At 58.1% G+C, this 12,306-nt stretch carries 11 protein-coding genes; 2 read left to right on the forward strand and 9 right to left on the reverse strand.

The genetic code is table 11. The annotated features are described in order from the left end of the window. The 4 genes from FIV46_RS08720 to FIV46_RS08735 all read right to left on the reverse strand — a co-directional run. The coding region (locus FIV46_RS08720) for a VOC family protein (protein ID WP_219846035.1) at positions 1-1,009 on the reverse strand (1,009 nt) is incomplete at its 3' end. A 202-nt stretch (positions 1,010-1,211) separates the two neighbouring features. Further along, the gene (locus tag FIV46_RS08725) at positions 1,212-2,687 is read right to left on the reverse strand and encodes an NAD-dependent succinate-semialdehyde dehydrogenase (protein ID WP_139940539.1); all 1,476 of its coding nucleotides are present in this window, start codon (positions 2,685-2,687) and stop codon (positions 1,212-1,214) included. Between the two features lie 11 nt (positions 2,688-2,698). Further along, entirely contained in the window at positions 2,699-3,709 is a 1,011-nt protein-coding gene (locus FIV46_RS08730) for a dihydrodipicolinate synthase family protein (protein WP_139940540.1), read from the reverse strand. A 25-nt stretch (positions 3,710-3,734) separates the two neighbouring features. Then, positions 3,735-4,742 carry an ornithine cyclodeaminase family protein gene (locus tag FIV46_RS08735; protein ID WP_139940541.1) on the reverse strand — a complete coding sequence of 336 codons (1,008 nt, stop codon included), beginning with the start codon at positions 4,740-4,742 and terminating at the stop codon, positions 3,735-3,737. Positions 4,743-4,962: 220 nt separating this feature from the next. Here FIV46_RS08735 and FIV46_RS08740 point away from each other — a divergent pair, with 220 nt between their 5' ends. Beyond that, complete coding sequence (locus FIV46_RS08740; protein WP_139940542.1) at positions 4,963-5,643, forward strand: FadR/GntR family transcriptional regulator; 681 nt, start codon at positions 4,963-4,965, stop codon at positions 5,641-5,643. Positions 5,644-5,651: 8 nt separating this feature from the next. Here the strand turns inward: FIV46_RS08740 and FIV46_RS08745 are convergent, their stop codons facing one another. From FIV46_RS08745 to FIV46_RS08760, 4 genes are all read right to left on the reverse strand, one after another. Continuing rightward, the gene (locus tag FIV46_RS08745; protein ID WP_139940543.1) at positions 5,652-6,083 is read right to left on the reverse strand and encodes a PaaI family thioesterase; all 432 of its coding nucleotides are present in this window, start codon (positions 6,081-6,083) and stop codon (positions 5,652-5,654) included. Between the two features lie 21 nt (positions 6,084-6,104). Next, complete coding sequence (locus tag FIV46_RS08750) at positions 6,105-7,319, reverse strand: CaiB/BaiF CoA transferase family protein (RefSeq protein ID WP_139940544.1); 1,215 nt, start codon at positions 7,317-7,319, stop codon at positions 6,105-6,107. Positions 7,320-7,514: 195 nt separating this feature from the next. Beyond that, a complete protein-coding gene (locus FIV46_RS08755) occupies positions 7,515-8,642 on the reverse strand; it encodes an FAS1-like dehydratase domain-containing protein (protein ID WP_139940545.1) in 1,128 nt (375 codons plus the stop codon). A gap of 20 nt (positions 8,643-8,662) precedes the next feature. Then, on the reverse strand, positions 8,663-10,228 hold the full coding sequence (locus tag FIV46_RS08760; RefSeq protein WP_139940546.1) for an acetate--CoA ligase: 1,566 nt from the start codon (positions 10,226-10,228) through the stop codon (positions 8,663-8,665). Between the two features lie 226 nt (positions 10,229-10,454). Here FIV46_RS08760 and FIV46_RS08765 point away from each other — a divergent pair, with 226 nt between their 5' ends. Continuing rightward, positions 10,455-11,267 (forward strand): IclR family transcriptional regulator, encoded by an 813-nt coding sequence (locus tag FIV46_RS08765; RefSeq protein WP_139940547.1) that lies wholly within the window; start codon positions 10,455-10,457, stop codon positions 11,265-11,267. Positions 11,268-11,303: 36 nt separating this feature from the next. Here FIV46_RS08765 and FIV46_RS08770 read toward each other — a convergent pair whose 3' ends face one another. After that, positions 11,304-12,245: a VOC family protein gene (locus tag FIV46_RS08770; RefSeq protein WP_139940548.1), complete on the reverse strand. Its 942-nt coding sequence runs from the start codon at positions 12,243-12,245 to the stop codon at positions 11,304-11,306. Between the last annotated feature and the right edge of the window lie 61 nt (positions 12,246-12,306).

A 12,306-nucleotide genomic window follows, 5' to 3' on the forward strand; every position in this document is an offset into this window, starting at 1 on the left:
CCTTTATCGGCACATATCGCGCGGTTTCGGGGGTGACATAGCTGACATCCCATTCCGGCTCATGCTCCTTGAGCCAGTCCGGCATGTCGTGAATGAAGGTAAAGGCGGCAAAGGCGGCGCCCCATACCCGCGGACGCCAGTTGCCATCAACCTGGTCGCAGTCGGCGCCATACTCCACTTCGCCTCCGGCCGGCGACGGCATATAGAGGAACAGTTCGGAACTGACCCGGTGGCGGCCAAAGCCCCAGCCGTTGTCGCCGTAACCCTTGCGGGTCATATAGTTCTTGCCGGCCATGATCTCGTCCAGGTCCTCGACCCCGAAGTTGACATGGTGGAACCGGAACTTGCCGTCAAAGCCGAACAGCACCTGGTCCGCATCGGCCAGCATGATGTTATGGTGGTTGGTGGAGCGGCCGGCGCGGATATAGATGCCGACCCCCTTCTGGATGTCGCTCATCCTGAAGCCGAGCCGCTGGCTGTAAAAGTCAAAGGCCTCATTCACATCGAGGAAAGTCCACACACAGTGGCTGATGGTTTTCGGGATCGCCCGGCTCAGCCATTTGCGCGGCACATTCATGCGGTTGATGATCCCCGGCGCATTGGTCGGCGCCGGACAGCAGGTATAGGGCAGCGGCTGGAACACCCTGAGGCCGATCGCCTGGCCGAACGAGGTGACAAAATGGGCCGTGCCGGTCTCGTCGATGGTCACCTCGTGGTCCCGGGACAGGTCGGCCACCAGGCCGTCCAGGTCCTGCTGGCGCGGCACCGCCCAGATACATTCCTGGACCCCCGGCCCCATCAGCTCGCTTTTCGGCACCCGGTCATCGCCCAGCGGGTAGACCCGGATCTGCTGGCCGCTGATCACGCTGAACAGCGCATGATCGCTGCCGCTCTCCAGCCTGCTGAGCCCGTAGTCCTCGAAAAACTCAACGCAGGTGTCAAAATCCTCAACGCCGTAAATAATTTCTGCTATCCCGGTAATCGGCACGGTAGATCTCCCTTGTTTCAAAGTTGCTCTGAACCCTGATCACACAACAAACGCCGCCAATCCCATGCCTGGCAGCCTCCTTCTATATTTTGAATAGACTAGGGGAAGATAAAAAGACTTGTAAAATCGTTCTTACTTATCGGACGTATCGGGGAAGCTTATGTCCGTTGTAGCAAAAAGATGGGAACAGGCCGCCACAAGGGCAACCTGCTCCCAGTCACTGCTAGAGACCGCCGAGGGCGATATATTTAATTTCCAGATAATCATCGGCACCATATTTGGAGCCTTCGCGCCCAAGGCCTGACGCCTTGACGCCGCCGAACGGCACCACTTCAGAGGAAATGAAGCCCTCATTCACACCGATAATGCCAAAGTCGAGACCGGAATAGACCTTGACGATGCGACCGATATCCCGGGCATAGAAATAAGCGGCAAGACCATACGGCGTATCATTCGCCATTTCCAGGGCTTCTTCCTCGGTTTCAAACTTGAACAAAGGCGCCACAGGCCCAAAAGTCTCGTCGCGGAAGATCAAAGCATCCCGCGGCACATCGGTCAGAACCGTCGGCTCAAAGAAAGTACCGCCCAGTGCGTGCTGCTTGCCGCCGACCGCAACCTTGGCGCCTTTGGCAACAGCATCGGATATATGCTCTTCCACCTTGTCCACAGCCGCCTGGTCGATCAGCGGACCCTGGACCACATCCGGATCGGTGCCGTTGCCGACCTTGAGCTTGGCAGTTTCCTCGGCCAGCTTTTTGGCGAACTCATCGTAGATGCCGGCCTGCACCAGCACACGGTTGGCAGCGACACAGGCCTGGCCGCAGTTGCGGTATTTGGCCGCCATGGCGCCGGCCACTGCCGCATCAAGGTCCGCATCGTCAAACACGATAAACGGTGCGTTGCCGCCCAGCTCCATGCTGGTTTTCTTGATGGTCGGGGCGCACTGTTCCAGCAGCTTGGCACCAATCTCGGTGGAGCCGGTGAAGGACAGCTTGCGCACGCCCGGGTTCTGGGTCAGCTCGCCGCCGATATGGCGGGCGGAACCGGTCACGATGTTGCACACGCCTTTGGGCAGCCCTGCCCGCTCGGCAAGAACGCCAAGGGCAAAGGCAGAGAAAGGGGTCTGTGATGCCGGCTTAATCACGCCGGTACAGCCCACGGCCCAGCCAGGACCGGCCTTGCGGGTGATCATGGCAGACGGGAAGTTCCACGGCGTAATGGCAGCAAACACACCAATCGGCGCCTTTTCCACCAGAATACGGCGACCGGCCATGTTCGGCGGAATGATGTCGCCGTAAATACGTTTCGCTTCCTCGGAAAACCATTCGATAAAACCGGCGGAATAAATGATTTCGCCTTTGGCTTCCGCCAGGGTCTTGCCCTGCTCGGCGGTCAGGATCATGGCGAGGTCGTCAATATGCTCATGCATCAGGTCATAGAGCTTGCGCAGGATGGCGGAACGTTCCTTGGGCAGGGCTTCCTTCCATTCCTTCAGGGCCACCTCCGCGGCGGCGATGGCGCGGGCGGTTTCCGCCTGCCCGGCTTTCGGCGCATAACCGACCAGTTCGCCGGTCGCCGGGTTACGGATTTCAATGCACTCGCCGCTGTCGGCCTGGACCCATTCGCCATCAATCAGCATAGCCTCGCGGAACAGGTCGGGATCGGACAGGTTGAGGTTCATCTTGGTTTCGTTGGTCATCTCTCACTCCCTTATTCAGGATTGCGGCCGATGAAGAAATCTTCATCGGGATCGGAGGTCGGGTTCAGGCCGGCCAGTTCGAGGCCGCGGCGCAGGGTCACCATGTCTTTCTTGTAGACGCGGGCGGTCGGACCGCGCAGCGGGCCACCGTTGTAGCCCTGCAGCCAGCCGTGATATTTCCACAGCATGCGGTTCAGCAGTCCCTGGCCGCCGAAACCGACGCTGAGCACGGCCTTGCGGGCCGGATCAATGCGGTACCATTCCTCGGTCGCTTCGTCATATTTTCCAGCCTGCAGCATGGCATGCACTTTCGGCAGCCAGTCGCCGAAATAAGCGGAATAGTTGGTGCCGGAAAACGGCAGCGGCATCAGCTGGCCCAATGGCACCAGATCGAATTCCAGCGGCGAGGAAATCACCACTTCCTCATGAAATTCGCGGTGCACTTCCACCTGGGACATGAAGTTCGGGTAGCCGCCTTCGGCCTTGATGGCGACGATATTGGGGCAATCGTCAACCAGACGACGCAGCATCGGCACCGGAATATCGGCCGGATGCAGGCGGGAAAAGCCCCAGGTCGGCACCGGGAACAGCATCACGGCCAGGTTGGTGGCGTCACAGAAGGCCTTGGTATAGTCGTAAACTTCCTCCAGATCCTTGGGGTAGAAGTAGGGCGGGTAGCACAGCAGGACGAATTCAGAACCGGCGTCTTCGGCCACTTTCACCGCTTCGATATTGTCTTCGATGGTGTTGAAGGCCGCATGGTGAATGGTCAGCATCCGGCCCTGGGCCTGGTCGACCATGGTGCGGCAGAACTGACCGTATTCATCCAGGCTGATCGCCACTTCGGAACAGGCCAGGCTGCCGATAAAACCGTGACCAATGGCGGTTTCCACGTCGTGGCGGATCGCTTTTTCATTGAGCGACTTGAAGTCGGACTTCATGGTCGGGATCGTGACGTTGGCCACGCCAACCAGCTTTTCCCTTGCCCAGGTGCGGGCTTCGCTTTTGGTATATTCAGGCATTTTTGTAATCCTACTTGTGAATAGATCAGACGTATTTTGTATCGAAAACGATCGGCAGTTCGGTCGCGCAGCCGGCTTCACGGGCCCGGTCCAGGATCATCCCGGCGACCACCACATCCTGCAGGCCGCCGCCCACCGACTTGAACATCGGGTACTTGGCCGCCGCCATCTTGTCGGCAATCGCCCCGGACAGCAGGTCATTCATGGAGAAGCATTTGCCTTCCACATCCATGCCGGCTTCGGCCGCAGCAATCATGTCGCCGGTTTCCTTGACCACCTCGTGCACCATGTCGCAGACAATGACATCACTCTGCTCCACCACGGAGATATCGATCTCGCGCTGATTGGGCACGGTGGAGCCGATGGAGACAGTGACCGCGCCCTGCTTGATCCAGTCGGCAAACAGGATCGGCTGTTCGCCGTAGGACCGGGCGGCAGACAGCACCACATCCGCATCGGCGACCGCCTCTTCAGGGGTTTCGGCCGGGGTCGTCTTGACACCCAGTTCGCCGCCGATAGTAGCCGCAAACCGTTCCCGGCTCGCCGGGGTCGGGCTGAACACCATGATCTCGTCGAAATCACGGATGGAGGCAAAGGCTCGGGTATGCATCTGGGCTTCCAATCCGCTGCCCAGCACGGCCAGTTTTGAAACCTTTGCCGGGGCCATTTTATCCAGTGCGGCAGCAGAGGTTGCCGCGGTGCGATATCCTGTAACCTTTTCCGCATCGACGAAAGCGGCAATCTTGCTGGTGGTGCGATCATACAGCACGATCACATACTGGACGCCGGGCTTTTCCACTTCCGAGGCCATACCCATCAGTTTGGCGCCGAAATAACGGCCACCCGGCGGTACCGCCGGCAGGGTGCGGAGCCAGGATTTTCCACTGGCCGCGATGGAGCGGGCCGGTGTCGCGGCTTCCTCATGGGGATTGGCATAAACATCCTGCAAAGCGGAAATTGCTGATTTCCAGTCGAAAACCTTTGCCGCAGATTCGGAAGATATAAAGACGGGGGACACGTTGTCGGAACCCATTACACACCTCTCTAAACACTAAAATCATCAATATCCGCCCACTCCGGGTCAAACATTGATTTATCTTATTTCTTTCTTTAATTTGCATCAATTCGTAAATTGATTTATTTATTGCGTCAATGATTAAATTGATTTTTAATATCTTTCAATGCATTAATTGATTTATCAGTGATGCGATAACATCGTGAACACGGGCAGAACCCTATAGTGCGAGTCGAATATGAAACAGACATCCCGAGCCGAGCAGCAGAAAGAGCGCGACCTGGCGAAATTGCGCGCCTATGTGGACCAGGCGCGCCGGGAAGACAAACGGCGCCTGCCGCCGGAGGTCCAGCTGGTCGAAGAACTGGGGATCTCCCGCGCCAAGCTCAGGGGCCTGTTGAAAATTCTGGAAAACGAGGGACTGATCTGGCGCCATGTCGGCAAGGGCACCTTCATCGGGGAACGCTCGCTAACCACAGAACTGACCTCAATGCCGGAAACACTCACCCCGCCCGAGGCCTTTGAAGCGCGACTGGTGATTGAACCGCAGATTGCCGCCCTCGCCGCGCGCCGGGCCACCCCGGTGCAGATCGAGGAAATGCGGCATTGTCTGTCCCAGATGCAAAACCTGGACGATTTCGATCAATGGGCGGTGTGGGACGAACGGCTGCACCGGCTGGTGGCGAAAGCCGCCGGCAACAAGCTGCTGCTGGCGGTCTATGATACTATCCGGGAATGTGCCCCCTCCGGCATGCATAAAATCATCAACCGGGTGTTCTCCTCCAGCACACGCCAGGAAAGCAACCACGAGCACGCGCGCTTCATCGACGCCATTGCCAATCACGATCCGGAAAATGCGGAAAAATATATCAGAGAACACCTGCAGGCGGTGCGCCAGGCCATGTTCGGCGACCTGTAGGACTTTTCCTAATCCTTCTTGGGAACCGGCATAATGCTCCAGACGCCGGTGGCTTCCATGATATCCTTGTCGTTGGATTTGAGGATGCCCCGCAGGAAGGCCGTTCTCCTGCCCTGCCGCAGGATTTCCGTCTCCACCTCGATGAAACAGGGCGCGCGCAGGGGCGCCAGGAAATGACAATCGAGATGGACCGTGGAACAGATGGAGCGATCGGAGGCTTCCCAGATTTTCAGCGACAGGACATGATCCATGATGGACATCATCAGGCCACCATGGACAAATCCCTGGGCATTGCAATGCCGCTCGTCGAGCTCGACGCCATAACGGAAACCACCGTCCTCACGCTTGGTCCAGAAGGCCTCGAACGAGGCCGGGATGCCCTTCATCTCGCGGCGGGTCCAGCCTTCCGGTGCCAGACCCTTTTCCTGTTCTGTGGTCATAGAATGTTCCCCTCCCCGATATCAGCTCACGACCTTGTCGGCGCGCAGCTTTTCGATCTGTTCAGGGGTCAGCCCCAGCACCTCCGCCAGCACATCGTCGGTATCCTGGCCCAGCACCGGCGGCGCCGTCGGCACCGGCTGCTGCTCGCCGGGGAATTTGAACGGGCGATTGACGATCGGGATTTTGCCCAGTGTCTTGTGCTCGGTCTCGACGACCATTTCCCGGGCCACCGCCTGCGGCTGCGACAGCGCATCCGTGATCCCGAGGATCGGCGCGTTGGGCACCTGATGTTCAGTCATCAAATCAACCAGGTCCTGGACATTCCGTTCACTGGTAAATTCGGAAATAATGGCATTGACCTCTTCGCGACTATCGCGGCGTTTTTCCAGCGTGTCATAGCGCGGATCTTCAGCCAGTTCCGGTCGGTCAATTGCCGTGCACACCCTGCCCCAGAAGGCGTTGGTCAGGCAGGCGATAATGATCGAGCCGTCCTTAGCCGGGAACAGCCCGTAAGGCACCAGGTTGGGATGCTGCGAGCCGACCGGCTTGGGATCCTCGCCATTGAAAAAGGCCAGTTGCGCCAGATAACCCAGCATACCCATCAGGCCGTCCAGCAGACTGATGTCGATCAGACGCCCCTTTCCGGTGATGGTGCGTTCATACAGAGCGCCAAGGATCGCAATGGGCCCGTTGATGCCGCCGACCAGGTCGCCGAGCGGAATACCCAGCTTGGTCGGCAAGCCGTCGGGCTCGCCGTTGACGCTAAGCGCCCCGGACAGGGCCTGCAGCACGATATCAAAGGACGGCCGGTCGCAGAGCGGGCCGTTCATGCCGAAACCGGAAATGGAACAATAGATCAGCCGCGGGTTGATGGCGGACAGGGTCTCATAATCCAGGCCAAGCCGTTTCATCACGCCCGGGCGATAATTTTCCACCACAATATCGCATTTGGCGGCCAGGTCCTTGACCAGGGCGACACCGGCTTCGCTTTTCAGGTCGACAACGATGCTTTTTTTACCGCGATTGATGGCAATGTAATAATGACTTTCCCCGTCACGAAACGGCGGGAAGGTCCGGGTTTCGTCACCTGACCCCGGCGGCTCGAGCTTGATGACTTCGGCACCAAGATCAGCAAGCGCCAGCGCCGCCGCCGGTCCCGCCAGAACCCGGGTAAAATCAAGAACGCGTACGCCCTGTAGCGGGCCGGCCCATGATGTTTTCTCATTCTGCTGCATGTTGCACACTCTACCGGGGTTTATATTGGCGGACAACTGATATCAAAGGGAGCGATATCGCCGTCTTCTTCTCTTAATTGGCAAAAAGGGTGGCTCCGCCAGGAACCAACCCAATTCGCACTTTACTGTTTGCTCCAATCCCCCTGTCTGGAAAGCAGTAAAAAGACAGGGGGTACGCGGAGCAACTCACTAAAATTAGCCGCGGCTCGGCAGTTCCACGATGGAGGTACCGGAAGCAGACAGCTCGTCACGGTGCGTAACCGCTTTCTGCTCGATTTCCACCAGATGCTTGCCGTCTTCAACATATTTGCGCTTTACAGTGCCGTCGATGAAGATCACGTCCCCGTCCGGGTTGTGACGACGGATCTGGCAGGACGTCTTGCGCAGGAAGCCTTCATCACTCATCCAGTTGGTGATGTGGTGCGTCAGCCAGGAGGTGCGCTCCGGTCCGTAGTCATAGGCACCGGGGGCGCCAACTTCGAGAGCGAAGGCTTCATCCCAGTGCACACGCTCCGGACAATCGGGCACATTAAAGCGGTTTTTGATGGCCAGACCCGGGTGAGCCTGCTGCATTTTCCAGGCCAGTTTGTTGGCGCGGATATAAAGACCACCCCAACCCTGGGCGTAACAGATAAAGCCGGTTACAGTCATCGGGCCTTTCATCATGCGCGGCAGAGCTTCGCCTTCAGTGACATCTTCCCAGTACCGGGTATTGACGCCACGGATCTCTTCATTGGCATAGAGTTCACCCCATTCGGCGAGCTGTTCGTCGGTGAAGGGCTCGACCTTGCCGCGAACTTCGGTGTATTTGGTGCCACGCTCGCGGGCTTCGTCACGGTCGGTACGGAATACCCAGCTGTCGGCATCAGCAACAAGCTCATCATTCTGGTTATAGAAGTCTACATGATAGATCTGCTGGAAGGCACGACCGGCAAATTTGGTCTGGTGCTCGATCAGGTCTTTCAGGTGCGCTTCAGTGCGGATGACGTCGTTGCGCATAACCGGCTTGTGCCAGTTCCAGTCGGCGCCGGCCCACATGGCGTGCACGCCGGACAGGCCGCCGCAGTAACCGGAAATGATACGGCTGGTGGTGAACAGGAAGCTCGGCAGCGCGATCACATCGCCGTATTTGGTGTTCTGGGCATATTCCGGGTCATTCCACAGCGGGTTGTCATCGCCGATACCATGGGCATAGTGACGGATGGCGTCACGGGAAGCTTCATAGTTCCACGGCTCGATAGTGTTTTCGATCTTCACACCGATGCGCGAACGCAGGTCGGCCAGACCTTCTTCAGTAATTTTGGGGAAACGGTTCTCAGACATGATTATCTACTCCTAAGATATTAATTGCCGGCCGCCGCAGCTTTTGCTGCTTCGCGGTCACGCAGGACCTTGCGGTGAACCTTGCCTGCCGGCGTCTTCGGAAGCTCACTCACAAATTCAACGATACGGGGAAACTCGTGCTGTGCGAGACGGCTCCTCGTAAAATTCTGTAATTCTTCGACAAATTCCGGACTTTCCGGGCGCTTGCTCACCACGAAAGCCTTCACCACCTGGCCGCGGGTTTCATCGGGCACGCCGATCACCGCGACTTCTTCCACATCATCGTGCTTCAGCATGGTGTTTTCGATTTCCACGGCGGACATGGTCCAGCCGGCGGAAATGATCACATCGTCGGCCCGGCCGCAGTGGTAGAGGTATCCCTCATTGTCGACACGGGCCAGGTCCTTGGTGGTCTCCCAATGGTCGCGTTTCCACAACATGAGCTCACCGACCTCTTCCGGATCTGTGGGCGTGCCGTCGGCGCGCTGCACTTCCAGCTTCAGGCCGGGGATCGGCTTGCCGAGGGAGCCCGGCTTGACTTCATAGTCTTCGGCGCCGGGGAAGTTCACCAGCACCACGCCGATTTCGGTGGTGCCGTACATGCTGCAGGCCGGGACATGGAAGGTCTCGTCGATAAATTCCAGAGTCGCCGGATCACAGGGCTCGCCGGTAAAGGACAGTTTCTTGATCGAGAACGTGAAGTCCTTGCCCTTGCCGGAATTCTTCATCATCCGGTAATGGGTCGCGGCCGCGGACATGTTGGTGATCTTGTAATCCTGCAGCGCCTGCATCAGGCGAACGGCATCGAACTTACCGGCAAAGGTACCGGTGGTCACCCCCAGGGCCAGCGGCGCCAGGGTGCCGTGCCACAGCCCATGTCCCCATGCCGGGGAAGACGGGCAGAAGAATTCATCTCCGGGACGAATACCAGTGCCATACAGGGCGGCAAACATCAGAGTCACCAGCGCCTTGTGGGTATGCTTCACCGCCGCCGGCAGTTCACGGGTAGTTCCAGAGGTATACTGGAACACCGCCATGTCGCTGGCTTTGGATTTGGTTTCAAAGGTTGTCGGATATTTGCTGATTTCTTGCAGCAGAGCGTCGTTGGCGACGACCACGCGCAGGCCTTCCACCTGGTGGGCGATCTCCGCCTTCTCTTCATTGGTCACCAGAATGCTCGGCTTGCAGTCATCCACGCGCAGACGCAGGCCGTCGAGGCCGAACAGGGTGAACAGCGGCACACTGATGGCGCCGGACATGATGGCGCCGAACAGGCTGGTATAAAACGGCAGAGACGGTTCCAGCATGAAGGCGATACGATCCCCCGGCTGGATACCATTTTCCACCAGCCAATGGGCAAACTGGGCGGAACGGGCGGCAATTTCATCAAAGCTGATGATTTCGTCGCTGCCGTCGGCGTGGGCGATTCTCACAGCGGTGCGTCCTGAACCGTCCGCATGACGGGTAATACATTCATGCGCGATATTCAGAAAGTCGCGATCGCCATCGAACAGGTCCCAGAGCGCCGCGGAACTGGCATGTTCCTGCGCATCCGCGAAAGAAGTGTAATCGGTGAGTTTGGTCATCAATCCAACCTTGCTGTTGTCTCCGGCAGCGCATGACTCGTGCCGCCCTTTCATGGTCCGGATATATGACACAAAAGATTTTTGTTGTAAATACTGAATTTTATTCTATATATTGAATATCTATCCTGTCAAAATAGAGCAAGACAAAAGTTGACTGTTTTTAAGCACTTGATACTCTTCAGCCGATACTGAACATCAGGCAGGACAGTCGACACAGGAATGTAAAATGACGAAAAAACCGACTTCTTCCGCGTCACAGGAGCGGGAACTGGCCAAGACGGTGAAGGAAAGCAAGGCTCCCGCCATTTCCCGTGCCGCCGCCATTCTGCGCCTGCTCGGCAAGAGCCCGACCCCCCTTGGCCTCCAGGCCATTGCCCGGGAGCTGGGTCTGGTGCCCAGCACCTGCCTTTATGTGTTGCGGGCGCTGGTGGCGGAGGAACTGGTTTCCTTCGATCCCGACACCAAACGCTATTCACTGGAGGCCGGCGTCCTGACCCTTGCCCGCCACTGGCTGCGCCGCAACCAGTTCACTGACCTGGCCCAGCCGGTGCTGGACAGAATCAGCCAGCAATTCGACGTCACCATGCTGGGGGTAAATATCGTCGGCCTGGACCATATGATCGTGGTGGCCACGTCCCAGGCAGGGAATAATTTTCAGCTCAGCGCCCAGATCGGCAGCCGCTTCCCCGCCCTGATCAGCGCCACCGGCCGCTGCATCGCCGCCTTCGGCGATTACCCGGAGGAGGAACTGGCGGAACGGTTCGAAACCCTGCGCTGGGATGATCCGCCAACCTTTGAAGAGTGGAAACAGCAGGTGGAGCAGACCCGCACCCAGGGCTTTGCCGTCGATGCCGGCCACTATATTTCCGGTGTCACTGTTGTCGCGGCCCCGGTCTGGAAGTCCAGCGGCGGACCGAGCCACGCCCTGGTCGCCATCGGTATCGGTAGCGCCCTGCAAAGATCCGGCCTTCCGGAACTGCAGGACGCCATGCTGAACTCCGCCAAAGCCCTGTCCAGTCAGTTAAGCGGTGAAATCTGACCGGCCAGCAGCTACTCCCGTATGGCGGAGAGGCTTTTATTCGTTCTCGTAATTGACGACGAAGTCTTCCGGCACGCCGGGACCCCAGAGATAAAGGGTGTCCTCCGGCGCCGGACCGTCCATATTAGGCTCCCAATACATGCCTTCAGGGATATAGTCGATATCGAAGTTGAACTCGACATAACTGTTCCACGGATCGCGCACATACTGGAAATAGTTGGAGCCAAGCACGTGCCGCCCAAGCCCCCAGCCTTTTCCGGTATATCCACCTTCTTCCATCTGCATGGCGCCGAGACCGATTTCCTCGATCGACCCCACATCCCAGGAGCTATGGTGATAGCCCACGCCGCCGGACGGCGATTCCGCAAAGGCCACCAGGTGATGGTCGCTGCCGTAGATGCCGTGCAGGAAGGCAATCGGCCCGGCTTCGTCGGAAATCCTCAGCCCCAGAACCTCACAGTAAAAATCCAGGGTTTTCTTGATATCCGGGGTAAAGAACAGGGCATGGGCAAAGCGCGAGGGGTGAACCTGTGTGATTTCGCGGCGGAACGGCGCCGCCCGGCCACCGACAGTACAGGGCATCGGTTGCGGGATGCGTTTGGAACTAGGCGATGATTTCGCGGCGACCTGGAGCTCGACCTTCATGCCGTTGGGATCGTGGAACCAGATACTCTCCCCGTTATCTTCATCGGGGGTGATGCCGTATTTCTCAAGACGCCCGCGAAAGACGTCCACATCTTCCTTGAAAATGCCGAAACTTACATAATCAAGCTTCTTGCGCTCTGCGCCACCTTTGATGACGGCCCAGATGTGATCCTGGCCAAAGCAGCCGAGCTTCAGTTCATTGCCGCTGCGTTGAACGTCGAGTCCGAAGGTGGTGTAGAATTTTTCCGCCACGTCCAGATCCGGCACCTGCACCGCAAAATGGTCAAGTGAATGAACACCCGGTCCCGTGGAAGCTTTGCTCATGTCTGTCATATCGTCTCTCCCGTGCTTTGGCCGTGTGGCCAGTCTGTGCCTGCTCCCCACAGGCAACAAG

The organism is Emcibacter nanhaiensis (assembly GCF_006385175.1).
Taxonomy (GTDB): Bacteria; Pseudomonadota; Alphaproteobacteria; order Sphingomonadales; family Emcibacteraceae; genus Emcibacter; species Emcibacter nanhaiensis.

Coding starts and splice junctions, on each gene's coding strand:
- FIV46_RS08725 (WP_139940539.1), bottom strand. CDS start 2,687: ATGACCAACGAAACCAAGATGAACCTCAACCTGTCCGATCCCGACCTG.
- FIV46_RS08730 (WP_139940540.1), bottom strand. CDS start 3,709: ATGCCTGAATATACCAAAAGCGAAGCCCGCACCTGGGCAAGGGAAAAG.
- FIV46_RS08735 (WP_139940541.1), bottom strand. CDS start 4,742: ATGGGTTCCGACAACGTGTCCCCCGTCTTTATATCTTCCGAATCTGCG.
- FIV46_RS08740 (WP_139940542.1), top strand. CDS start 4,963: ATGAAACAGACATCCCGAGCCGAGCAGCAGAAAGAGCGCGACCTGGCG.
- FIV46_RS08745 (WP_139940543.1), bottom strand. CDS start 6,083: ATGACCACAGAACAGGAAAAGGGTCTGGCACCGGAAGGCTGGACCCGC.
- FIV46_RS08750 (WP_139940544.1), bottom strand. CDS start 7,319: ATGCAGCAGAATGAGAAAACATCATGGGCCGGCCCGCTACAGGGCGTA.
- FIV46_RS08755 (WP_139940545.1), bottom strand. CDS start 8,642: ATGTCTGAGAACCGTTTCCCCAAAATTACTGAAGAAGGTCTGGCCGAC.
- FIV46_RS08760 (WP_139940546.1), bottom strand. CDS start 10,228: ATGACCAAACTCACCGATTACACTTCTTTCGCGGATGCGCAGGAACAT.
- FIV46_RS08765 (WP_139940547.1), top strand. CDS start 10,455: ATGACGAAAAAACCGACTTCTTCCGCGTCACAGGAGCGGGAACTGGCC.
- FIV46_RS08770 (WP_139940548.1), bottom strand. CDS start 12,245: ATGACAGACATGAGCAAAGCTTCCACGGGACCGGGTGTTCATTCACTT.